16 protein-coding genes are annotated in these 22,942 nt (G+C 72.6%); 10 read left to right on the top strand and 6 right to left on the bottom strand.

Features of this window, described 5'->3' with window-relative positions:
- Positions 1–274 precede the first annotated feature (274 nt).
- On the top strand, positions 275–664 hold the full coding sequence (locus tag ACZ7DL_RS06840) for a metallopeptidase family protein (protein ID WP_470771945.1): 390 nt from the start codon (positions 275–277) through the stop codon (positions 662–664).
- A gap of 24 nt (positions 665–688) precedes the next feature.
- Here the strand turns inward: ACZ7DL_RS06840 and ACZ7DL_RS06835 are convergent, their stop codons facing one another.
- The 3 genes from ACZ7DL_RS06835 to ACZ7DL_RS06825 form a co-directional block, all read right to left on the bottom strand.
- Positions 689–2,230 carry a DUF5719 family protein gene (locus tag ACZ7DL_RS06835; protein ID WP_470771944.1) on the bottom strand — a complete coding sequence of 514 codons (1,542 nt, stop codon included), beginning with the start codon at positions 2,228–2,230 and terminating at the stop codon, positions 689–691.
- Positions 2,227–5,931 carry a glycosyltransferase gene (locus ACZ7DL_RS06830; RefSeq protein WP_470771942.1) on the bottom strand — a complete coding sequence of 1,235 codons (3,705 nt, stop codon included), beginning with the start codon at positions 5,929–5,931 and terminating at the stop codon, positions 2,227–2,229. Before ACZ7DL_RS06830 ends, ACZ7DL_RS06835 begins: the two co-directional genes overlap by 4 nt.
- 208 nt (positions 5,932–6,139) lie before the next feature.
- Complete coding sequence (locus tag ACZ7DL_RS06825; protein ID WP_003975777.1) at positions 6,140–6,403, bottom strand: WhiB family transcriptional regulator; 264 nt, start codon at positions 6,401–6,403, stop codon at positions 6,140–6,142.
- A gap of 628 nt (positions 6,404–7,031) precedes the next feature.
- On the opposite strand from ACZ7DL_RS06825, the gene ACZ7DL_RS06820 reads away from it, so the two are divergent.
- The 4 genes from ACZ7DL_RS06820 to ACZ7DL_RS06805 all read left to right on the top strand — a co-directional run bounded on the left by ACZ7DL_RS06820 (position 7,032) and on the right by ACZ7DL_RS06805 (position 11,053).
- Positions 7,032–7,538, top strand: a complete 507-nt coding sequence (locus tag ACZ7DL_RS06820) for a cysteine dioxygenase (protein WP_470771940.1) — start codon at positions 7,032–7,034, stop codon at positions 7,536–7,538.
- Positions 7,539–7,695: 157 nt separating this feature from the next.
- Positions 7,696–8,655 carry a 2-phospho-L-lactate transferase gene (cofD, locus tag ACZ7DL_RS06815; protein WP_470771938.1) on the top strand — a complete coding sequence of 320 codons (960 nt, stop codon included), beginning with the start codon at positions 7,696–7,698 and terminating at the stop codon, positions 8,653–8,655.
- Entirely contained in the window at positions 8,652–9,968 is a 1,317-nt protein-coding gene (locus ACZ7DL_RS06810; RefSeq protein ID WP_470771937.1) for a coenzyme F420-0:L-glutamate ligase, read from the top strand. Before cofD ends, ACZ7DL_RS06810 begins: the two co-directional genes overlap by 4 nt.
- 62 nt (positions 9,969–10,030) lie before the next feature.
- Positions 10,031–11,053, top strand: a complete 1,023-nt coding sequence (locus ACZ7DL_RS06805) for a DNA-3-methyladenine glycosylase family protein (RefSeq protein WP_470771936.1) — start codon at positions 10,031–10,033, stop codon at positions 11,051–11,053.
- Positions 11,054–11,252: 199 nt separating this feature from the next.
- On the opposite strand, the gene manB is transcribed toward ACZ7DL_RS06805, so the two are convergent.
- Positions 11,253–12,335: a mannose-1-phosphate guanylyltransferase gene (manB, locus tag ACZ7DL_RS06800; protein WP_470771935.1), complete on the bottom strand. Its 1,083-nt coding sequence runs from the start codon at positions 12,333–12,335 to the stop codon at positions 11,253–11,255.
- Between the two features lie 224 nt (positions 12,336–12,559).
- Positions 12,560–14,254: a peptidoglycan recognition protein family protein gene (locus ACZ7DL_RS06795; RefSeq protein WP_470771934.1), complete on the bottom strand. Its 1,695-nt coding sequence runs from the start codon at positions 14,252–14,254 to the stop codon at positions 12,560–12,562.
- Positions 14,255–14,383: 129 nt separating this feature from the next.
- Here ACZ7DL_RS06795 and ACZ7DL_RS06790 point away from each other — a divergent pair, with 129 nt between their 5' ends.
- From ACZ7DL_RS06790 to ACZ7DL_RS06775, 4 genes are all read left to right on the top strand, one after another.
- The gene (locus ACZ7DL_RS06790) at positions 14,384–15,139 is read left to right on the top strand and encodes a TIGR03089 family protein (RefSeq protein WP_470771933.1); all 756 of its coding nucleotides are present in this window, start codon (positions 14,384–14,386) and stop codon (positions 15,137–15,139) included.
- Between the two features lie 172 nt (positions 15,140–15,311).
- Positions 15,312–16,493 carry an LCP family protein gene (locus ACZ7DL_RS06785; RefSeq protein ID WP_470771932.1) on the top strand — a complete coding sequence of 394 codons (1,182 nt, stop codon included), beginning with the start codon at positions 15,312–15,314 and terminating at the stop codon, positions 16,491–16,493.
- A 231-nt stretch (positions 16,494–16,724) separates the two neighbouring features.
- On the top strand, positions 16,725–18,482 hold the full coding sequence (locus ACZ7DL_RS06780) for an LCP family protein (protein ID WP_470771930.1): 1,758 nt from the start codon (positions 16,725–16,727) through the stop codon (positions 18,480–18,482).
- A gap of 128 nt (positions 18,483–18,610) precedes the next feature.
- On the top strand, positions 18,611–20,215 hold the full coding sequence (locus tag ACZ7DL_RS06775; RefSeq protein WP_470772005.1) for an LCP family protein: 1,605 nt from the start codon (positions 18,611–18,613) through the stop codon (positions 20,213–20,215).
- Between the two features lie 59 nt (positions 20,216–20,274).
- Here the strand turns inward: ACZ7DL_RS06775 and ACZ7DL_RS06770 are convergent, their stop codons facing one another.
- Positions 20,275–21,303, bottom strand: a complete 1,029-nt coding sequence (locus ACZ7DL_RS06770; protein ID WP_470771928.1) for a glycosyltransferase family 2 protein — start codon at positions 21,301–21,303, stop codon at positions 20,275–20,277.
- Positions 21,304–21,431: 128 nt separating this feature from the next.
- Here ACZ7DL_RS06770 and ACZ7DL_RS06765 point away from each other — a divergent pair, with 128 nt between their 5' ends.
- Positions 21,432–22,940: an LCP family protein gene (locus ACZ7DL_RS06765; RefSeq protein ID WP_470771926.1), complete on the top strand. Its 1,509-nt coding sequence runs from the start codon at positions 21,432–21,434 to the stop codon at positions 22,938–22,940.
- The last annotated feature ends 2 nt before the right edge of the window (positions 22,941–22,942 follow it).

Here is a 22,942-nt window from a genome sequence, read left to right as displayed (position 1 = left end):
GGGTTTCCGGCGGGAGTCGGGCGGGATCGTGTCCGGTCACGAGCCGGCACAAACACCGTCAATTGCCTTGAGTTCGGCGGTCTTGGAGGCTTACGGAAACGAGCCAGACGTTGGCTGGAATGGTCATCCTGCGGCAGGGGGTCAAGGGCGCGTTGGCGCGTGGGGCCGGACGACCGAGGGGTGCGAGGACTACGCTTCATCAGTGATGGACAACCGTGTACCGCCCCGTGCCGCCGGCCCCGGGCCTCGTCGCCGTGATCGCCACGGGCGGGGCATGCGGGGGCCGATCGCACCGCCGCAGGTGCCGCTGGCGGCCAGCCGTGCCGAGGTGTTCGCGGACCTGGTGCAGGACTCCGTGGAGCGCCTCGAACGGCGGTGGCCGCAGCTGGCCGACATCGATTTCCTCGTGCTGGAGGTACCCCGGCTGGACGGGCCGGGTGATCCGGCGGCGCCATGGAGTGACGAGGCCGTGCCGCTCGGGGGGATCGTCCCCCCGCGTGACGGACGGCGGGGTCGGGTGGTCGTGTACCGGCGTCCGGTGGAGATCCGGACCAAGGGGCGGGACGAGCGGGCCGCGCTGGTGCACGAGGTCGTCGTGGAGCAGGTGGCCGAGCTGCTGGGACTGACGCCGGAGACTGTGGATCCCCGGTACGGGGAGGACTAGCGGCGCCGGCCCACCCCGGCGCCGCTACTTCTGGAGCAGCGACAAGTCCTCGTCCGTTTCCGGTACCGCCACCATGCCGTGGTCGTTCGGGAGCGTCTGGATGGTGAAGGCGGGGATGCCTCCCTCGGTGGCGGCGAGGGTGCGGGAGGCGTAGACGGGGCCGCCGGAGGTGGGTTCCACCGTCAGGGCGTACGTCCCCTTCAGGCCCGCCGGGACCGGGGCGTCGACGTTCTGGGTGGTGCCGGACTTGATCGTGTAGGTCTTGGTGACCGGTGTCCCGCCCTCGCTGCCGGCCGATGCCGTGACCTTGACCGTGGCCGTGCCGGTGGGGGCCGTCAGGGCGAGCGTCGTGCCTTTCGCGCTGTTGTCGGCCGAGGTCGCGCGCGTGCCGACGGCGGCGGTGGCCGGGATGAACGCCGTCTCCCGCTTGTCGCCCTTGCCCCGGACGACCTGGAGGGCAGCGACGACCGGAACCGCCTCGTCGTTGGGGTCGAGGACCAGCGAGCCGGCCTCGCCACGGGTGACGTCACCGAGGTCGACCGCCGTCGTCATGCCGGACTTCACGTGCAGGGTCTCGTTCCCGGCCGGGGTGATCAGGCCGTCGGGCGAGGCCAGGCGGATCTTCAGGTCGGCGTCGTCGTCACCGGGGGTGAAGGCGATCAGGCGGACGTCGGTGGCGTCTTTCGGGATGCCGGGCAGGACCAGGCTGCCGGACGGGTCGGCGGCAGCGGCCAGCCAGTCGCCGCCGGTCTTGTCGTCCAGCGCCTGTACGGCCGCGCCGACCCGGCCGCTGCGCACGCCGACGTGCACGGTCAGGTCGGCCTGGTGTTCGTCGGTGAGCGTGGAGAGCAGGATCGGCTCGCTGGCGTGCGGCTTGACGGTGAGGTTCTCGCCCAGCGTGGACTTGATCGCGCCGTCCTTGCCGTACAGCTCGATGTCGACGACGGCGGCCGTGTCGTCGGGGTTGGTCAGGTGCACGTAGTCGGTGCGGCCGGCGGCCGTGCCGGCGCCCGGGAACCAGAACTCGGTGTCGGCGCCGGTGCAGTTGACGCCCTGGAGGCCGCGTCCGGTGCCGACGGCGACCTCGGTGGTCTCCTGGACGGTCCAGCCGGGCGCGAACCTGCCGTCCGCCGTGCCGACGAGCGCGGGCGCGTCGGCGCCGGAGGTGTCACCGGTGACCGGCGTGCCCGGTGCCTTGGGGGTGAGCACCGGCTGGTCGGCCTTCTTCTTGCCGCCCTCGACCCCCTTGTCACTCTTGTCGCCCTTGTCGCCCTTGTCCTTCTCGTCGTCGGCCGGATCGCCCGACTGCTCGGTGGCCGCCTGGAGTTGGGCCTTGCCGCTGCCGGCGGCGCCCTTGGTGACGGGCGTGAACGACGTGTACGACGTGTCGGCGATGTCCGAGAGGCTCGGCGCCGGGCACAGCAGGCTGGTGCGCTCCACGGGCAGGTGGGCGGCCGCCTCGGGCGCGGCGGCGCCGGAGGCGGACGGCGAGTCGAGCGCGGCGAACGCGGTGACGGCGGCCAGCGCTGCCGTGCCGGCGATCAGGGACAGGGTCGTGCGGTTCACTGCTGGCTCCCGTCGGGGCGCTGGCTGCCGGTGCCGTGGGGGTGCTGGGCCGGGTCGTAACCCTGCTGGGCGGGGTCATAGCCCTGCTGGGCGGGGTCGTACGCCGGGTCGTAGCCCTGCTGCTGGTAGGCCGCCGGGTCGTACGGCATCTGGTCGGTGGTGCCGCTGTACGCGTACGGGTCGTACGGGGCCGTCTGGTAGGGGTCGGGCTGCTGGTACGTCTGCTGGTCGTAGCCGGTCGCCGTCTGGTACGGGTCGGTGCCGTAGCCGCCGTACTCCGCCTGCCTGTACGGGGAGGGCTCCGTCGCCCAGCCCCGGCTTTCCTCGGCCGGGGGGACCCCCATGTCGTACGACTGCTGCTGGGGCACGGCCGCCGGAGGCTGGTCCGGGGGCGGAGGTGTGCCGGGCTGGTTCTCGGTGGCCGCTTCCTCGGCCTGGGCGCGCAGGCGGCGGGCGCGGCGGCCCTCGCCTGCGGTGGCCTGGGCGGGCAGCGGCTGCTCCTCGGGCAGATCGTCGTCGACGTCGCGGCGGCGGCCGGGCAGGGCGAGGACGACCAGGACGACGGCGAGCGCGCCCTGTGCCCAGAGCCAGGCGGTGTGGGTGATCGGCGCGTCGTAGGTGACGTCCAGCCTGCCTCCGGTGGACGGCAGGGAGAAGCCCTGGGCCCAGCCGTCGACCGTGGTGCGGGTGAGCGGCTTGCCGTCGAGGGTGGCTGTCCAGCCGTCGGCGGCGCTGTCGGCGAGGCGCAGGACGCGGCTGCCGGAGCCGGAGGGGATGGTGGTGTGGATCTCCACCGGTCCCGCGGGCACCGGCCGGGCCTTGCCCGAGCCGGCGGCGGGCACGATGGCCGCGCGGGAGACCTCCTGGTCGACGCGCCACAGGGCGCCGCCGTTCTGCTGGCTGAGCCGGGTCAGGCCGGGGGTGGCGTCGAGGACGCGGGTGATCTCGCGGGGGGCGCCCTTGTGCACGAGGACGTAGCGCACGGCGAAGCCGCCGAGTTCGTCGGCCTGGTCTGCGCCGGAGCCGGCGACGAGATTGGCGACGATCTTGCCCAGGCGTGCGTTCCGGTCCTCGGTGGCGGTGAGTTCGGCGTCGCCCATGCGGGCGCCGGAGCCGCGGACCAGGGTGTAGCGCACGCGCGCGGTGGAGTCGCTGTCCAGGACCAGGGTGCGGGCCTGGTCGCCACCGGTGGAGTCCTCGGCGACGAACGCGGGCACCTGCGCCGGGTCGCGACGCTCCAGGGGGCCGTCGGCGCCGCTGAGCATCCAGCCCGCGGCGACGAGCAGCGGGCCGGCGGCCGACGCGAAGGCGATCAGGACGGCGACGGGCTGGCGCCAGCCGAAGCTCTGCTCGGCCACGCGCGCGCGTGCGCCGTCGGCGCCGAGGGCGGCGGCGGCCAGCAGGGCGATGCCGTAGACGAGGGTGGCCGGTCCCGCCCAGGCGGACTTGTTGGACAGGACGGCGAAGACGAGGCCGACCAGGGCGACGGCCCACGCGGTGCGGACGCCGAGCTGCCGCTCGGAGCGCAGAAGGGCGGCGAGCGCGGCGAGCACGATGCCGAGGAGCATCAGGCCGTGCACGGTGCCGGGGCCGCCGGGTGCGGTGCCGAGCAGGTCGAGCGCGGAGGCGGCCGAGGGGCCGTACTCCAGGCCGGCCTCCTGGAAGAAGCCGGTCGGGAGCAGGGTCAGCGACCAGGGCGCGAGGACCAGCAGCGGGGTGCCGAGCTGGGCGAGGAAGCGCAGGCCGTGGGCGACGAGATCGCCGCGGCGCAGCACGAGCACACCCACGCCGAGGAGCAGCGCGATGGGCCAGACGATCGGTGTGAAGGCGGTGGTGATGGTCAGCAGCAGCGCGTACGCCCAGGTGGCGCGCCAGCTGCCGCGGGCGCCCGTGCGGTGCGCGAGGCCGCTGGCGGCGATGCCCGCGCGCGCGATGAGCGGCAGCAGTACGGCGAGGACGGCGGTGCCGATGCGGCCGCCGGCCAGGGCGCCGGTGGTGGCGGGCAGGAAGGCGTAGGCGATGGCGGCCCACGCGCGCAGCAGCCGGGAGGTGACCAGGGGCCGGGAGGCGAAGTAGGCGGTGCATCCGGCGAGCGGCACCGAGCAGACCAGCAGGACGGTGACGGCGAGTCCGGTGGAGCCGAACAGGATCGACGCGAGGGTCGCGACGATGGCCAGATAGGGCGGTGCGGACGGGGTGCCACCGGCGCCGACGGGGTGCCAGGCGTCCAGGTAGCGGGACCACAGGTCGCCGGCGCCGGCCGGAGCGGGCAGCAGGGCGCCGCCGGCGAGGGCGCCGCCGGCGAGCAGGGCGCGGCAGGCGACGAGGGAGATGAGCAGCAGTGTGAGGAAGAGCACCGGGCCGGGTTTGCGGGCGATCCGCTTGAGCCGGGCGAACTGCTCGACCTCCAGGAAGTCGGCGTCGTCGCCGCCGGGCCCGGACTCCACGGCGCCGCCGTGCCGGCCGGCCGAGGTGGTGTCGGCGTCGGTGCCGCTGGTGAAGTTGCCCGCGATCTGCTCCACGGTGGCCCGGATGGTGGCGCCGGGCGGCGGGAAGAGCTGGCGCAGTTCTCCCTTGTCGATCCGGGAGGGGCCGCGGCGGCGCCGGGCGGCGATGATCCGCTCGGCCCGCAGCAGGGTGCTCAGCAGGCCGCGGATCTCGTCGACGGCCTGGCCGGGGACCTTGCCGACGAGGTAGGCGAGGGTGCGCAGGACGGTGCCGAGGACGAGCCGCAGCAGCACCCAGGGCAGCGCTGCCGTACGGGTGTTGGCGAGCAGGGTGTAGACGGCGCCCGCCTTGTCGACCTTGTGCGGGGAGGCGGTGGTGCGGCCGGCGCAGTCGACCGTTCGGCGTTCGCGGGAGGCCGCCTCGGCGTGCCGGACGACGGCATCGGGGGCGACCAGGACGCGGTGGCCGGCGGTGTGGGCGCGCCAGCACAGGTCGACGTCGTCCCGCATGAGGGGAAGCCGGCGGTCGAAGCCGCCGAGCTGTTCGAAGACGTCGCGGCGGACGAGCATGCCGGCGGTGGAGACGGACAGCACGGTGCGGACGTGGTCGTGCTGGCCCTGGTCCTGTTCGCGGCGGTCCAGGCCGGTCCAGCGGCGGCCGGAGTTGGCGATGGAGACGCCCACCTCCAGCAGCTGGCGGCGGTCGTACCAGCCGCGCAGCTTGGGGCCGACGACCGCGACGTCGTCGCGGCCGAGCTCGATCTCGTTCTCGACGACCCGCAGCAGCTGGGCGAGGGCGTCGGGTTCGGGGGCGCAGTCGTCGTGCAGGAGCCAGAGCCACTGGACGGGCTCGCCGTGCGGCAGTTCGGGCAGGTCGTAGGCGTCGTCGCGCCACGTGCGCGTGACGGGGTCCCAGCCGCTGGGGCGCTTGAGGTACGGCAGGTCCTCCGGGGTGAGGACGGGCGCGGTGCGGCTCGCCTCCTCGACGGCCTGCCCGAAGCCGGTGCGGCGGGCCAGGTGCACCACGTTGGCGTCGCCGAGGGCGTCGGTGAGCAGCTGGGCGGAGTCGTCCGCGCTGCCGGTGTCGGCGGCCACCGCGTACTGGACGGGGCGCTCCTGGCCGAGCAGCCCGGCGAGCGCGTCGGGCAGCCAGCGGGCGCCGTCATGGGAGACGAGGACCGCGGTCACCACATGACGCGGGAACTCAGGAGTGGCAGCCGGGTCTTGGGCTGCCGTATGGCTGTGCACGGACATCGAGGTACGGGCCCCGGTTCGATGGACTGCGGTGGACGCCTGTGCCTCCTCGCGGGTCGAGGGGACAGCGGGGCGTCTCGGACGAGCGACCACACTATCGGCTGGCCATGACGACGGCCCGCCGCCTGTGGATAACCCACCGGCGACGGGCCGTTCGTGACGATTTCGGGTGGACGCGCGCGCGTGTGCACGCGTGTGCGCGGCCGTTTCAGACGGCGGCCTTCTTGAGCCTGCGGCGCTCGCGCTCGGACAGGCCGCCCCAGATGCCGAAGCGCTCGTCGTTGGCGAGGGCGTATTCGAGGCACTCGGAGCGGACCTCGCAGGCGAGGCAGACCTTCTTGGCCTCTCTGGTGGAGCCGCCCTTCTCGGGGAAGAAGGACTCGGGGTCGGTCTGGGCGCACAGCGCGCGCTCCTGCCAGCCGAGCTCCTCGTCCGCGTCGTCGACCAGCAGTTGCTGCACCAGCTCGGTCATGTGCGCCCCTCGTCTGTCTTTCGCGTCCCCGTGCGTAGCCGTTACCGATTTCGGCTGAACGACACGAGTGAAATTACAAGTGTGCTGCTCCGGGCGAGTCAAGCCGAGATCTGCTATTGGGCCCGTTATTCACTCTGCGGAACCAAGGCCGTGCGGAAAGTGTTCAAATCGCCATAAACCTTCCCGCCCAGCCTGGACCGCGGGGACGGCCGGACCCGTACAGCTCCCTGTACGGAGAAAGACGCCTCCGTGTTCGACGGCGTTCCGCGAGGCTCTAGCGCTCGGATGTGCCCCATGTGTCCCGAGGTCCCGTTGAACAAACCTTTCACCTGACAGATGAACCGGATGAGGTGAAACATGTCCCACATACCGGGCGTCGAGTTGACACCACGGGTGTGAGCCGCTGTCCTAGTGGGCATGCTCGCGAACTTGGCACTCACCTCGACCCGCACCGCCGGGTCCCACGGTGCTGCCCGGTCTCGCTGTCGCTGTTGTCGCTGTTCCTGCTGTTGAGCCCGTCTCTCGCTCCAGCCGGTCCCGAGTCCTGTGTCGTGCCGACTCGGTCGTTCCCCTTCGCAGCACCCTCCTTCCCGGACCCCACTCTTCCGCCGAGGACCAGAGCACCCCTATGAACAGCGACAACGACCTCCAGATCGCCGGCGACATCCTCGAAGTCCCGCACCTGCTCCAGCCGCCGCGCGAGCACCCGGCCACCATCGCCGAATTCGTGGGGCTCGCCCGCTCCATCGCCGCCGACCGCGCCCAGTGGGCGCACCTCGTGCGGTACGACGCCACCACCCGCTGGTACCACCGGCTGCGCACGGGACCCGGCTACGAGGTCTGGCTGCTGTCCTGGGTGCCCGGGCAGGGCACCGGGCCGCACGACCACGGGCACTCGTCCGGAATCCTCACCGTCCTGGAGGGCACGCTCACCGAGCACAGCGGGCAGCGCACGCGCGCGCTCACGGCGGGGGCGCAGCGGGTGTTCGCTCCGGGGTACGTCCACGAGGTCGTCAACGACGCGCTGGAGCCGGCGGTCAGCCTGCACGTGTACTACCCGGGCCTGACCGAGATGCCGATGCACACGTCCCCGCACTGCGAGGCGCGCACCGAGCCGAGCCCGGTGACCGCCTGACGGCCGCCGGCCCCGCGCCGGGTGGCTGCCCGAAAGCCGACGGCCCCTCGGCCGGTGGGCGTCTGACGCGTCGTCGAACCCGCCGGCAGCACCGTCCCGCCCGTCGCCCGACCACCACCCCTCAACGAGTCGGCCCGGCGGCTGACACACTGTTTCAATGCGCATTGTGGTTCTGGCAGGCGGCATCGGCGGTGCCCGTTTCCTGCGTGGTCTGAAGCGGGCCGTGCCGGACGCGGACGTCACGGTCATCGGCAACACCGGCGACGACATCCATCTTTTCGGGCTGAAGGTCTGCCCGGACCTGGACACGGTGATGTACACGCTGGGCGGCGGCATCAACGAGGAGCAAGGCTGGGGACGGGCCGACGAGTCCTTCCGCGTCAAGGAGGAACTGGCGGCCTACGGGGTCGGCCCGGAGTGGTTCGGGCTGGGCGACCGGGACTTCGCCACGCACATCGTGCGGACACAGATGCTCGGCGCCGGCTACCCGCTGAGCGCGGTCACCGAGGCGCTGTGCGACCGCTGGAAGCCGGGCGTGAAACTCATCCCGATGACCGACGACCGCGTCGAGACGCATGTGGCCGTCGAGCTGGACGGTGAGCGCAAGGCGGTGCACTTCCAGGAGTACTGGGTGAAGCTGCGGGCCTCCGTCCCGGCCCAGGCCGTCGTCCCGGTCGGCGCCGAGCAGGCCAAGCCGGCCCCGGGCGTCCTGGAGGCCATCGCCCAGGCGGACGTGATCCTCTTCCCACCCTCCAACCCGGTCGTGTCCATCGGCACGATCCTCGCCGTCCCAGGCATCCGCGAGGCCATCGCGGACGCGGGCGTGCCCGTGATCGGCCTCTCCCCGATCGTCGGGGACGCGCCCGTGCGCGGGATGGCCGACAAGGTGCTCGCCGCGGTCGGCGTGGAGTCCACGGCCGCCGCGGTCGCCGAGCACTACGGCTCCGGGCTGCTGGACGGCTGGCTGGTGGACACCGTGGACGCGGGCGTGGTCGAGCGGGTCGAGGCGGACGGCATCCGCTGCCGGGCCGTACCGCTGATGATGACCGACCCGGACGCGACCGCGCAGATGGCGCGGGAGGCGCTGGCGCTGGCCGAGGAGGTGCGCGAGGCATGACCGAGGCGCGCCCCGAATACCGGGTCTGGGCCCTGTCCGGCATCCCCGAGGTGCAGCCGGGCGACGACCTGGCCAAGCTGATCGCCGCGGCCGAACCGGGCCTGGCCGACGGGGACGTGCTGCTCGTCACCTCCAAGATCGTGTCCAAGGCCGAGGGCCGGATCATGCAGGCGGCCGACCGGGAGGCCGCGATCGACGCCGAGACGGTCCGGGTCGTGGCCCGGCGCGGCACGCTGCGCATCGTGCAGAACCGGCAGGGCCTGGTCATGGCCGCCGCCGGGGTCGACGCCTCCAACACCCCCGCCGGCACCGTGCTGTTGCTGCCGGAGGACCCGGACGCGTCCGCGCGCGCCATCCGCGCCGGCCTGCGCGATGCCCTCGGTGTCAACGTCGGTGTCGTCGTCACCGACACCTTCGGGCGACCCTGGCGCTCGGGGCTCACGGACGTGGCGATCGGCGCCGCCGGGGTTCGCGTGCTGGACGATCTTCGCGGGGGCACGGACGCGTACGGCAATCCGCTCAACGCGACCGTCGTCGCCACGGCGGACGAGCTGGCCGCCGCCGGTGACCTGGTCAAGGGCAAGGCGGCGGGCCGGCCGGTCGCCGTCGTACGGGGACTCCCGCACGTGGTGGAGGCCGATGCCGGCGCGGACGGCGAGGGCGCGCGGGCGCTGGTGCGCATCGGGCAGGACGACATGTTCCGGCTCGGCACCTCCGAGGCGGTCCGGGAGGCGATGACCCAGCGCCGCACCGTGCGGGCCTTCACCGACGAACCCGTGGACCCCGGCGCGGTCCGCCGCGCGGTGGCGGCGGCTCTCACCGCACCCGCCCCGCACCACACCACGCCCTGGCGGTTCGTGCTGCTGGAGTCGGCGGAGTCGCGGGTACGGCTGCTGGATGCCATGCGGGACGCCTGGATCGCCGACCTGCGCCGGGACGGCAGGAGCGAGGAGTCCGTCGCGAAGCGGATCCGGCGCGGTGACGTCCTGCGCAACGCGCCCTATCTGGTCGTACCGTGCCTGGTCATGGACGGCTCGCACACCTACGGGGACGCCCGGCGCGACGGTGCCGAGCGGGAGATGTTCGTGGTCGCGATGGGCGCGGGTGTGCAGAACCTGCTGGTCGCGCTGGCCGGAGAGCGGCTGGGCTCGGCGTGGGTGTCGTCCACGATGTTCTGCCGGGACGTGGTGCGCGAGGTGCTGGAGCTGCCGGCCGACTGGGATCCGATGGGCGCGGTGGCGGTCGGCCGCCCGGCGGAGGACCCGGGACCGCGGCCGGAGCGGGACGCGGGGGCGTTCGTGGAGGTGCGGTGAGTCCCTCAACGCCTAGGCTCGTAGGACGGCACCCGCACCCCTGACATCCCCGGGACCCATTCGTGGCAGGACGTTTCCCCCAGCGGCCCACGCGTACGACCGTGCGCGGCGGGCATGTCGCCGTACCCGCGGGGGCCGCGGCCGGGATACCGCGGCAGGCGACCGCTCCCGCGCGGGTACGGCGATGGGTACCGGAGGGGCCGCTGGACCTGGGGCTGACGCTCGGGCCGCTCCGGCGCGGGCCCGCCGACCCGACGTTCCGGGCCACGGCGGACGGGTCCGTGTGGCGGACCAGCCGTACTCCTGCCGGGCCGGGCACGCTGCGGGTGCGCGCGTACGGCGGTGAGGTGCTCGGCGAGGCGTGGGGGCCCGGCGCGGAGTGGCTGCTGGACCGGCTGCCCGAGCTGCTCGGCGCGGCCGACGATCCGGACGCGTTCGTGCCCCGGCACCGGGTGGTGGCGCTGGCGCGGCACCGGCGGCCGGGGCTCAGGCTGACCCGGACCGGGCTGGTGCTGGAGTCGCTGATCCCGTCCGTGCTGGAACAGAAGGTCACCACCGACGAGGCGTACCGGGCGTGGCGGCTGCTCGTACAGAGGTTCGGGGAGCCGGCGCCGGGCCCCGCCGGGGTGGGCGAACGGCCGATGTGGGTGGTGCCGGCGCCGCGGAGCTGGGCGCTGATTCCCTCCTGGGAGTGGCACCGGGCCGGGGTCGACGACAAGCGGGCCTCGACGATTCTGCGGGCCGTGCGGGTCGCTGCGCGGCTGGAGCAGGCGGTGGGGATGCCGGCCGTGGAGGCTCGGGCGCGGTTGGAAGTGGTGCCGGGGATCGGGCCGTGGACGTCGGCGGAAGTGGTGCAGCGCAGTCATGGGGCGGCGGATGCGGTGACCGTGGGGGATCTGCATCTGCCGGGGATCGTGGGGTGGGCGTTGGCGGGGGAGCGGGACGCCGATGACGCGGAGATGCTGCGCTTGCTGGAGCCGTATGCCGGGCAGCGGCATCGGGCGGCTCGGTTGATTCTGCTGAGCGGGTGCGTGCCGGCGCGGCGGGTGCCGAAGATGCCTCGGGTGGATATCGGGTTGTTGTGAGGGGGGCGTCCACCTGCCGGCGCCGGCGGGTGCGAGGCGCTGCCGCCGGACCGCGCCGGGGACACTCACCGGCGCCGGCCGGGTGCCGCTGCGCCCACCCGTGCCGCCCCAAGCGGCACGACTGCCCGCAGCTAGGACAGGGCGGGCCGAACGCGCAGCGGTGGGGCTGGCCGTCGTGCCAGGGCGGGACGGCCGTCGGCTACTGGTCCGAGGAGAAGCGGACCGCGCCTGCCGGGATGCGGGCGTCGCACCATACGCGGGCTCCCTCGCGGAGCTCGTTGTCGGGGCCCACGATGGCGCCGTCGCCGACGACCGTGCCGGTGAGGACGGAGCGTTCGCCGACGCGGGCCCGGGTGCCGATGAGGGAGTCGGTGATGACGGCTCCGGGTTCGATGACGGCGCCGGGGAGGATGGCCGAGCCGAAGACCTGCGCGCCCTCGGCGACGAACGCGCCCTCGCCGACCACCGTGCCGCCGGTCACCTTGGCGTCCGGCGCCACCCTGGCCGTGGGAAGGACGAGCCGGTCGCCGCAGCGGCCGGGAACCGCAGGAGAGGGCGCGCGGCCGAGGACCAGGTCGGCCGAGCCGCGCACGAAGGCGGCCGGGGTGCCGAGGTCCAGCCAGTACGTGGAGTCGACCATGCCCTGGAGATGGGCGCCGGCGGCCAGGAGGCCGGGGAAGGTCTCCCGTTCGACCGACACCGGGCGGCCCCCCGGGATCGTGTCGATGACCGAGCGGCGGAAGACGTACGCCCCCGCGTTGATCTGGTCGGTGACGATCTCCTCCGGCGTCTGCGGCTTCTCCAGGAAGGCCAGGACGCGGCCGGTCTCGTCGGTCGGCACGAGACCGTAGGCGCGCGGGTCCGTCACCTTCGTCAGGTGGAGCGAGACGTCCGCGCCGGTCGACTCGTGGGTGTCGACCAGGGCCCTGATGTCCAGGCCCGTCAGGATGTCGCCGTTGAAGATCAGCACCGGGTCGTCCGGGCCGGAGTGCAGGCGGGAGGCGACGTTGCGGATGGCGCCACCCGTGCCCAGGGGCTCCTCCTCGGTCACGTACTCGAGGTGCAGGCCCAGCGCGGAGCCGTCGCCGAAGTACGGCTCGAAGACCTCGGCCAGATAGCTGGTGGCCAGGACGATGTGCTCCACGCCCGCCGCTCGCGCCCGGGCCAGCTGATGGGTGAGGAACGGCACCCCGGCGGCCGGGACCATGGGCTTGGGCGTGTGCACCGTGAGCGGGCGCAGCCGGGTGCCTTTGCCGCCGACCAGAAGGATCGCTTCTGTCACCTGTCGTCTCTGCTTCCTGCCGGGACCGGCCGAACGTACTCGTCACACTCGTTTCGGCCGGTCAGTGTATGCAGACCGGGCGACGGCGCCCTCGCTGGCCGCACGGTGTCCCGCGAGATCGGCGTGCGGTTTCCCCCGACTGCCTCGGGCCGGCCCCCGTACGGCCCCGCCCGGCCCCCGCCGCCCCACCCGTCCCCCGACGGGGGTGAACGCGGGCCCCGGCCTCAGCGCCCTTGGTAGCGCGCCGCGTTGGAGCGGGCCGTGCCGAGCTTGGCGTAGAGCCGCTTGCCGGGGCACTCGGTGGCGAAACCGTCCCGATGGCCGGAGATCACGTTCAGTCGTACGTTCCTCCCCTTGGGGTAGAGATTGCCACCACCCGACGTGAGATATGTCTTTCCGCGCGGATCGGCCCCGAAGAGCCCGAGCTTCCACGCGGTCAGCTTGGCGATGGCCGTCACCGCCGCGCCCGACGGCTTGCTCGCGCTGTACGTGCCGATCACGGCGATGCCCATGCTGTTGGTGTTGAACCCGAGGGTGTGCGCGCCCTGCACCGCCTTGGCCACGCCCCCGGCCCGGCCCTCGTAAAGGGTTCCGCACTTGTCGACGAGGAAGTTGTAGCCGATGTCCCGCCAGCCCATGCTCTTGACGTGGTAGCGGTAGATACTGCGGATGACGGACGGGGCCTGGGCGCAGGTGTACGTGTTGCCCGAGGCCGTGTGGTGCACGAAGGCCGCCTTGACCTTCTTCGTGTAGACGAAGCCGTGTTCGCGCAGTGACTCGTCCGCGCCCCAGCCCCGGCGCGTGACGATCCGGGGGCGCGGTCCGATGTACGGCTTCGCCCGCGGTGTGCCGAGGAGGCGGTTCAGCTCCTCTTCGGTGGCCCACCGGTCCAGTGCCGGGATCGCGGTGGCGCCGTAGTCGGTGATGTCGGCGTTGGCGGCCGACGCGGCCATCGCGGCCTCCGTGTCCAGTTCGGTGTGGGGCTCGTCGGCCGGCAGGTGCTCGGGGAGTGCCTCCCCGGGCGCCGCAGCCCCTCCGGCCTCCCGGGCTTCGCCGGCCGATCCGGCCGTCCCCTCCTTCCCCTCCTCCCCCGCCCCTCCCGCGCCCTCCGTGTCCTCCCCGGGGTCCACCAGCTCCAGGCGCAGCCCGGAGGGCAACGGCGCCCGCACCCCACTTGCACGCCTGCCCCCGCCACCAGCGCTCCCCGCGGCACCCGCACTGTCCGCCCGCTCCGCACCCCCCGCTCCCCCGGCGCCCTTCGTGCCGTCCGCGCCATCCGCCCGCTCCGCCCGCACCCGCACGTCCACGCCGTCCGAGTCGCCCACCCACAGCGGCGCGGTCGCCCCGCGCACCTGCCGCGAGGAGCCTTCCGCCGCGCCCGGGTCGGCGCCGTGGTCGGCGTTGTGCGTCTCGATGTCCTGCCACCCGGACCACTCCCCCGTCACGGCGGACCGGGTGCGCACCTGCACCCGGCCGTGCAGCTCGGTGCCCGGGTCGTCCCAGACGACGCCGACCAGCGCGAACCGGTCGAGGTCGGCGCGATACAGCCCTTGCTCCGGGGCCGCGCCGAGAACGCGCTCGCGGGAGAGGGGGACGAGCGGCAGTGACCGGGTACTGCCCGGGACCCCGGCCTCACCCGACCGCCCGACACCCGGACGCGCGGCCGCACCCAGCCAACCTGGCCGCTGTGCCCCGCCCTTGCCCACCCGGCCGTCCCCCTGAGCCCCGGCGGACCGTTCCGTCGCCCCCGGTGCAACCGCCGCCGCCGTCGCGGTGGTCGCTGCGGCCGCCGCGTTCACCGCCGTCGCCGCCGTCGCGGGCAGAACCGGTGTGAGGGCGACGACCGTGGCGCAGGTGATGCCGATCGAGCGGGCGGCGAGCGGGGTGATACCGGAAGAGGAAGTGAGGAATCCACGCATGTGCATGATCTTGGACATAGCCATACAAATCTGTCCATAGGACAACTGACGGACCGTCGGGAAGCGTTCCGCCGAACCGGTGGCTCCGCCGCCCCGTGCGCGCGCTCGCCCGCGCGTACCCTGTCCCGGGTGAACGCCACCGATCGCACCCTCGCCGACCTGCTCACTTCCGCGCTCGCCGCGGACCCCGGCCGTCCGCTGGTGACCTTCTACGACGACGCCACGGGTGAACGCGTCGAACTCTCCGTGGCCACCTTCGCCAATTGGGTGGCCAAGACCGCCAACCTCCTCCAGGGCGACCTCTCCGCCGGCCCCGGCGACCGGGTCGCCCTGCTGCTGCCCGCGCACTGGCAGACGGCGGTGTGGCTGCTGGCCTGTTCCGCGGTGGGCGCGGTCGCGGACGTCGCCGGGGATCCGGCGGCCGCCGACGTCGTCGTCAGCGGGCCGGACTCGCTGGAGGCCGCGCGCGCCTGCACCGGTGAGCGGGTGGCTCTGGCGCTGCGGCCGCTCGGCGGACGCTTCCCGCAGCCACCGGCCGGGTTCCTCGACTACGCGGTGGAGGTGCCGGGCCAGGGCGACCGGTTCGCCCCGTTCGCTCCGGTGGATCCGGAGGAGCCGGCGCTCATCGTCGCCGGCCGGGAGTTCAGCGGAGCGGAGGTGGTGGAGCGGGCCGTCGCGGAGGCGCCGTCGCTGGAGCTGACCGGACCCGGGTCCCGCATGCTGTCCGCGCTGCCGTACGACACCTGGGAAGGGCTGTGCGCCGGGTTGCTCTCGCCGCTGGCCGTCGGCGGGTCCGTGGTGCTGTGCCGGCATCTGGAGGAGCTGGCCGAGGAGGGTCTCGCCAAGCGGATCGAGAGCGAGCGGGTGACGGCCGTTCGGCGGTAGGGCCGTACCGGCCTGCCCGTCGCGGCCGAGCCGCGTGCCGGCCCGGCCCCGCGCCCGTGGGCCGGCGCCGTTCCCCCGATCGGAGTAGCAAAGGGCGCTGTCGCTCCCCCGCCCCGCCATCGTCGTAAGAGCAGGACGTGACGCTCGTACGCCATGGAGGGGTGGACCTGACGTGAGCGACGCCGCAGGCAACTCCCTCGGTCCCGGTGCCGGCTCCTCGGCCACCGGGGAAGGGCTCGTACGGCGGCGGCGTCGGCGGTGGGTCACAGGTACGGCGCTCTCGGTGGCCGTACTCCTCGTGGCGGCCGGCGGTACCGGCTGGGCCGTCTACGCCAAGCTCAGCGCCAACATCACCGCCGACGACGCGGCCGCCGCCGAACTCGCCCGGTACGAGAGGGAGCGGCCCACCGCGCTGGTGCGGGGCGCGCAGAACATCCTGCTGATCGGGTCCGACACACGGGCCGGGGACGGCAACGGCAAGTACGGCAAGGACCTGGGCAGCGAGCGGTCGGACACGACGATCCTGCTGCACCTGGACGCCGGGCGGGACAGCGCCACCGCCGTCTCGCTGCCCCGGGACCTGATGGTGGACATCCCCGGCTGCCGGCAGGAGGACGGCCGGCGCAGCGACCCGGTGTTCACGATGTTCAACCACGCCTTCCAGGTGGGCGGTTCGGCGTGCACGATCCGGACCGTGGAGAAGCTGACCGGCATCCGGATCGATCACCACGTGGTCGTGGACTTCAGCGGCTTCAAGGAGATCGTGGACGCCGTCGACGGGGTCGAGGTGTGCCTGAAGGAACCCGTCGACGACAAGGCGGCGAAGCTGCGGCTGCCCGCGGGGAAGGTCACCCTCGACGGGGAGCAGGCGCTCGGCTACGTGCGTGCCCGCAAGTCGCTCGGGAACGGCAGCGACACCGCACGGATGGAACGGCAGCAGCGGTTCCTCGGCGCGCTCGTCACCAAGGTGCAGAGCAACGACGTCCTGCTGAACCCGGTGAAGCTGTATCCGGTGCTGGACGCGGCGACCTCCGCGCTGACCACCGATCCGGAACTGGCAAGTCTGAGGGGCTTGTACCAGTTGGTGCGGGGGCTGCGCGACATCCCCACCGAACGTGTGCAGTTCCTGACCGTGCCACGGGAGTCGTACGTCTACGACGCCAACCGTGACCAACTCGTGGAGCCGGCGGCCGAGAGGCTCTTCGGGCGGCTGCGGGCCGACCAGCCGGTGGCGGTGACCCGGGAGAATGCACAGGATGCCCCCGGCGAGGACACAGAACCGGACGGTGCGGACGACCCCTCGGCCGCCCCGACGTTCCGCGGGAACACGGCCGCCGAACAGGTCTGCGCGTAAGGGGACGGCAAGAACGACGAACTTCCGTTCAGAAAATGAGGGGGATTGCCCGGTTGTAGGAAGGTCGAATTTGTCACCGGCGTCGCTCGACGCTGAACTGGGCGGATAGTGTGAGCGATCCGGTGCACCTGGCCGCGAGGTCCGTCCTGGGGTCGTGCACTGATTCACCGAGACCCGAGCGCCTTGGAGGGGGAAGGCGCCGCGTGGCCCCGACGGAGGATTCGGACAACCGTGGACGCGCAAGGCCGTGGGCGGGCGGAGAACATCGACCCCGCAGACCAGTGGGTACTCAATCCGAACACCGGCGAATACGAACTGCGACTGAGCCCTTCCACAGCGCAGTCGCCGGTGCCCGGACCGCGCAGACCGTCCTCCCGGGACGGCGGTGGCGCGGCGGGCGGCCGTGCGCGGCAGCCGGCGGGACAGACCCGGCAGACGCCCCGGGCGCGAGGCACCGTGCCGCCGCCGCGCTCGGCCCGGCGCCGGGGCGGCGAACCGGAGGCTCCGCCGCCGGGACGGCGCGCGTCCCGGCGGCCGGTGAAGAAGAAGTCGACGGCGAAGAAGATACTGCTGTGGACCGGCGGGTCCATGGCCTTCGTGCTGGTCGCCGTGGCGGCCGCCGGCTACCTCTACATCAAGCACCTGAACGACAACATCACGTCCGTGTCCGACGACGGCGCCGGCACCGGCGGCTTCCGCAAGGACGAGGCGATCAACATCCTGCTGATCGGCACCGACAAGCGCACCGGCAAGGGCAACGAGGGCTACGGCGACTCGGGCAGCGTCGGCCACGCCGACACCACGATCCTGCTGCACGTCTCCAAGGACCGCTCCAACGCCACCGCGCTGAGCATCCCGCGTGACCTGATCGTGGACATCCCGGACTGCCCGACGCAGCAGGAGGACGGCAGCCAGAAGGTCATCGCGGGCTCCGACAAGGCGCGTTTCAACACGAGCCTCGGGCAGGACGACCGTACGCCCAGCTGCACCATGCGGACGGTGACCGGGCTGACCGGGATCAAGCCGGACGACTTCATGGTCGCCGACTTCAACGCGGTCAAGACGCTGACCGAGGCGGTCGGCGGGGTCGAGGTCTGCCTGGCCAAGAACATCGACGACCCGGACTCGCATCTGAAGCTGTCCGAGGGCACGCACAACATCTCCGGTGAGCAGGCGCTGGCGTTCGTCCGCACCCGGCACTCCGTGGGCTTCGGCGGCGACCTGAGCCGGATCGGGCTCCAGCAGCAGTTCCTGAGCGCGCTGATGCGCAAGCTGAAGGGCAACTCCACGCTGAGCAGCCCGACGAAGATGGTGAAGCTGGCGGAGGCCGGCACCAAGGCGCTGACCGTGGACGACAAGCTCGACAGCATCGGCAAGCTCAAGGACCTGGGGCTGGAGCTGGGCAAGCTCAACCCGAAGAACCTGACCTTCACGACGGTGCCGGTCAAGGACAACCCGGCGGAGAAGGTCAAGGCCACCGTGGTGCTGGACGAGGCCAAGGCGCCCGCGGTCTTCGACGCCATCCGGAACGACGTCTCCTTCACCGAGGTGAAGAAGAAGCAGAAGGCGGCGAAGGACGCCCAGGCCGCCCGGCTCAAGGGCGCCAAGGCGCCCGCCTCCGAAGTGCGGGTGCGCATCCTCAACGGCGGGGCCGCGGCCGGCAGCGCCCAGGCGGAGCTGAACTGGCTCCAGAACAACCAGGGCGTGACCAAGTCGGAGAACGCCGGCAACGCGCCCGCCGCGTTGAGCAAGACGACGCTGGAGTACGCGCCCGACCAGGCGGCCCAGGCGCGCCGGCTGGCCGCGATCATGGGCCTGTCCGGATCGGCGCTGAAACCCGGCAAGAGCGTGACCAACTCCCAGGGGCTGCCGGCGATGACGCTGACCCTGGGCAAGGACTTCGAGGGAGCGGGGGTCTCCCTCACGACGCCGTCGAAGGCGCCGGACGTCGACAAGTCCACGGCAGACAAGGTGAAGTGCGCCTCGTAGGTAACCCAAGGGGCCCGTCGTGCGTCTAACCCGACGCGGGACGGGCCCGTTGCTTGGCGCAAGGGTGGGAGGGCAGGGAGTTGGCGCAGAGCGAGGTACACGGGGAGGCTCCGGCGGTCGAGGACACGATGTCGCTCACGCCGCAGACCTCGAACGCGCCGGCGCGTTCCGGCCGCCGCGGCGGCGGGCGGCGGGCAGGCGGTCCGAAGACCGACCGGCGACGGCGCAGACGGCGCACGTTGCGCTGGTCCGCGACCGTCCTGGCGGTGGTGATACTCGGCACCGCGGGCGCCGGGTATCTGTACTACCAGCATCTCAACGGCAACATCCAGAAGGGCGCACGCGCCAACGGCGACGATTCCAAGGCGCACCGGACCGAGCCGAACGCGGCCGGCCAGACCCCGCTGAACATCCTGCTCATCGGCTCCGACAGCCGGAACTCCAAGGAGAACCTGAAACTCGGCGGCAGCAGGGACCACGTCGGCGACCCCCCGCTCGCGGACGTGCAGATGCTCATCCACCTCTCGGCGGACCGCAAGAGCGCCGCCATGGTCAGCATCCCGCGGGACACCCGGGTGGACATCCCCAAGTGCACGGACCCCGAGACCGGCAAGGTCTACCCGGCGACCAACGACATCATCAACGTCACCCTGGCCCGCGGCGGGGCCGGCTGCACGCTGCTCACCTGGGAGAACCTCACCGGGGTCTACATCGACCACTGGATGACGATCGACTTCGCGGGCGTGGTGAACATGGCGGACGCCATCGGCGGTGTCGAGGTCTGCGTGAACCAGAACGTCTGGGACCGCTCGACGGCCCGTCAGCGCGGCGGTTCCGGGCTGAAGCTGAAGGCCGGACGGCAGAAGGTCTACGGCGAGGATGCCCTGAAGTGGCTGCGCACCCGGCACGCCTGGGGCAGTGACCTGATGCGGGCCCGCGCCCAGCACATGTACCTGAACTCGATGATCCGCACGCTGAAGCGGCAGAACGTGTTCACCGACACCGGCCGGCTGATGGATCTGGCCGAGGCGGCCACCAAGTCCCTGAAGGTCTCGGAGGAGATCGCCTCGGTCAAGAAGCTGTACGGGCTGGGCATGGAGATGAAGTCGGTGCCGACGGACCGCGTCACGAGCGTCACGATGCCCAACGTCCCCGACCCGAGCGACCCGGACAACCACGTGGTACCGGACAAGTCCAAGGCCACCAAGATGTGGCAGATGCTCCAGGACGACGTGCCGTTCGACAAGAACGGCGAGAAGACGGACGCCAAGCAGGGCGCGGACAAGGACGAGGCGACCAAGAAGCCCTCGGTCGACGCGAGCGGGCTCGGGGTGCTGGTGCAGAACGCCACCCGGACCTCCACCGAGGCCGCGGTGCGGCAGCGGGCGTCCGCGATCAGCCAGGAGCTGGTGGGCAAGGGCTACGCCCGGGCGACGGCCGACACCTCGGGGAGCCTCGCCGAGGACAAGACGGTCGTGCGGTATCCGAGCGCCGACCTGGAGGGCGACGCCCAGGCCGTGGCCAAGGCGCTGGGCATCCCGATGAGCCAGGTGCGGAAGTCGACCGATGTGTCGGGGGTCACGCTCGTGGTGGGCGCCGACTGGCGCACGGGCACCGCCTATCCCAAGCAGTCCGCCCCGAAGGCCGGAGACCTGCCCGAGGGCGCCGACGCCGTCAACGGCTCGGACAAGTCGAAGTGCATGGACGTGTACAAGCCCTACCAGTGGCACTGACGGCCCGGCGGACGTGAAAGGGGCCCCTCCTGCGGCAGGAGGGGCCCCTCGCGTGTCCGTCAGACGGCGTCGAGGACCGCAGGCCGGCGGGAGGCGATGACCTTCTTCGCCAGGGACCTGGGGCTGGTCAAAAAGCCCCAGCCCCACGACATGTGCATGGTGGCCAGGGCCACCGGGATCCGGAGCCGGGCCTTGAGGGGCAGTCCCCGGCCGGCCGGGAGGGAGCCCGCGACGATCGCGGCGAGGTAGCCGCCGGGAATCACGAAGGCCCACGGGGTCAGCGCCGCGCCGGCGACGAGGCCCGCCGCGATGGCGCACACCGCGGTCGGCGGGGCGAGGTAGCGCAGGTTGATGGAGCCGGAGTGGTAGCGGGCGACGACGTGCCGCCAGCGGCCGTAGTCCTTGTACTGCTTGGCGAGGGCCCGCACCGAAGGACGCGGCCGGTACGACACCTTCAGCTCGGGCGAGAACCAGATCAGCCCGCCCGCCTCGCGGATACGGAAGTTCAGCTCCCAGTCCTGGGCGCGGATGAACTCCTCGTTGTAGCCGCCCTGCTGTTCGAGGGCCTCGCGGCGGAAGACGCCGAGGTAGACCGTCTCTGCGGGGCCGGCCTGGCCGCCGGTGTGGAAGGCCGCGTTGCCGACACCGATCTTGGAGGTCATGGCGGCGGCGACCGCGTGCTCCCAGTCGTTCTCGCCCTCGGCGTGCATGATGCCGCCGACGTTCTGCGCGCCGGTCTCCTCCAGGAGCCGGACGGCGGTCGCTATGTAGTTCGGCGAGAGCATGCCGTGGCCGTCGACGCGGACCACGATCGGGTGCCGGGACGCCTTGATCGCCGCGTTCAGCGCGGCCGGGGTGCGGCCGGTCGGGTTGGGCACGGTGTGCACGCGCGGGTCTTCACGGACCAGCTCGGCGGCGATCTCGTCCGTGCGGTCCGTGGACGGACCGAGGGCGATCACGACCTCCATCTCGCCGGCGTACTCCTGCGCGAGGATCGCTTGGACGGCCCCGCGCAGATGCCGCTCCTCGTTGAGGACGGGCATGATCACGGACACAGCGGGGAGCCGCACGTCGGGCTTGGCGTTCATAGGGGCCTCACGTTACCGCGAACGGGGGACACGGGTGCGCGCCGCCGGGCGTGCGGCGCGGGCTGGAGATCGTATCGGCCTACTGTGCTCACGGATTCCACGCACGGCCTCGTCCGGAGGTGTCCTCCTTGCCCAGCCCGCCTCGGTCCCCCGCGCGTCCGCAGCGCCGCCCGCAGCCGCCTCGCCGCCTGCCGCGCCCGCCCGAGCGGCCCGTACGGTCCGTCCGGCCGCCCAGGCGGCCCCGCTGGGCCATGCGGGCGGTGAGCACGCTGTCGGTCGTGGTGCTCGCCTCCGCGGGGATCGGGCACGCGGTCGTCAGCAGCCTGGACGCGGGCATCGCCAGGATCGACGCCTTCAAGGACATGAAGAACCGACCCCAGGCCGGCCACGGCATGAACGTCCTGCTGGTCGGCACCGACGGCCGCGACAAGGTCAGCGAACGGGACCGGCGGACGTTCCGGCTGGGCGGGCGGCCCTGCCACTGCACCGACACGATGATGATCGTGCACATCTCGGAGGACCGGGAGCGGGCCACCGTGGTGAGCCTGCCGCGCGACTCCTACGCCGAGATGCCCGCGCACGTCGACCAGAACTCCGGGCGGCGGCACGGCCCGCACCCGGTCAAGCTCAACGCGGCCTACGCCGAGGGCGGCCCCCAGCTGACCATCCGCACGGTCGAGAACATGACCCATGTGAAGATCGACCACTATCTGGAGGTCGACTTCACCAGCTTCATGAAGACGGTGGACGTGCTCGGCGGGGTGAAGGTCTGCACGCCGACGCCGCTGAAGGACAGGTACACCGGGCTCGACCTGGCGCCGGGCACGCACACCCTGCTGGGCGGACAGGCGCTCCAGTACGTGCGGGCCCGGCACCTCGACGGGGCCAGCGACCTGGGCCGGATGAAGCGGCAGCAGCGGTTCCTGGCTGCGCTGCTCGAGAAGGCGACCTCGTCCGGGGTGCTGCTGAACCCGATGCGGTTCCGGGACGTGACCCGGGCGGTGCTCGGCTCGGTCCGCGCCGACGAGGGCTTCGGCACCGACGAGCTGCTCGACCTCGGCCGCGCGATGCGCAGCTTCTCGCCGTCCTCGTCCGAGTTCACCACCGTCCCCATCGGACAGCTGAACTTCCAGGTCAAGGGCATCGGCTCGACCCTGAAGTGGGACCAGGTCAAGGCCGGCCGGCTGTTCAGCTCGCTGCGCGACGACAAGCCGCTCACCACGGACCGCCCGCGCCGTGCCCCGGCACAGGCTCCGGTGCCGGTGCCGGTGGAGGTGGCCCCGGACCGGATCCGGGTCCAGGTGGCGAACGGCACCGGCACGATCGGGCTGGGCAAGCGGGTCGACGCGGCGCTCGCGGCGACCGGCTTCGCCACCACCCGCCGGCCGGTGACCGCCCCCGCCCATGTACCGCGCACGGTGATCCTTCACGACCCCCGCTGGGACCTCTCCGCCCGCTCCCTGGCCGCCGCCCTGCCGGGCAGCGAGCTGCGCGCGGTACCGGGTCAGGGACCGCTGCTGAAGGTGACGGTCGGCGCCGATTTCAAGAGCGTGCACAAGGTGCGCTTCGAGGACCCGGGACAGCCGGAGCAGACCGTGCTGCGGGGCGACGAGGCGGTGTGCCCCGAGAACGCCTAGGG

The sequence above is a fragment of the Streptomyces sp. NPDC036984 genome, from assembly GCF_055607665.1.
Note: the sequence above shows the minus strand (reverse complement) of the source record. Positions and strands in the feature narration are given on the sequence as shown.

What these genes read in the sequence shown, in the direction of transcription:
- ACZ7DL_RS06820 (WP_470771940.1), top strand. Translation starts at nt 7,032, where the DNA reads ATGAACAGCGACAACGACCTCCAGATCGCCGGCGACATCCTCGAAGTC.
- ACZ7DL_RS06795 (WP_470771934.1), bottom strand. Translation starts at nt 14,254, where the DNA reads ATGCGTGGATTCCTCACTTCCTCTTCCGGTATCACCCCGCTCGCCGCC.
- ACZ7DL_RS06825 (WP_003975777.1), bottom strand. Translation starts at nt 6,403, where the DNA reads ATGACCGAGCTGGTGCAGCAACTGCTGGTCGACGACGCGGACGAGGAG.
- ACZ7DL_RS06770 (WP_470771928.1), bottom strand. Translation starts at nt 21,303, where the DNA reads ATGAACGCCAAGCCCGACGTGCGGCTCCCCGCTGTGTCCGTGATCATG.
- ACZ7DL_RS06830 (WP_470771942.1), bottom strand. Translation starts at nt 5,931, where the DNA reads ATGTCCGTGCACAGCCATACGGCAGCCCAAGACCCGGCTGCCACTCCT.
- cofD (WP_470771938.1), top strand. Translation starts at nt 7,696, where the DNA reads ATGCGCATTGTGGTTCTGGCAGGCGGCATCGGCGGTGCCCGTTTCCTG.
- ACZ7DL_RS06840 (WP_470771945.1), top strand. Translation starts at nt 275, where the DNA reads ATGCGGGGGCCGATCGCACCGCCGCAGGTGCCGCTGGCGGCCAGCCGT.
- ACZ7DL_RS06775 (WP_470772005.1), top strand. Translation starts at nt 18,611, where the DNA reads ATGTCGCTCACGCCGCAGACCTCGAACGCGCCGGCGCGTTCCGGCCGC.
- ACZ7DL_RS06810 (WP_470771937.1), top strand. Translation starts at nt 8,652, where the DNA reads ATGACCGAGGCGCGCCCCGAATACCGGGTCTGGGCCCTGTCCGGCATC.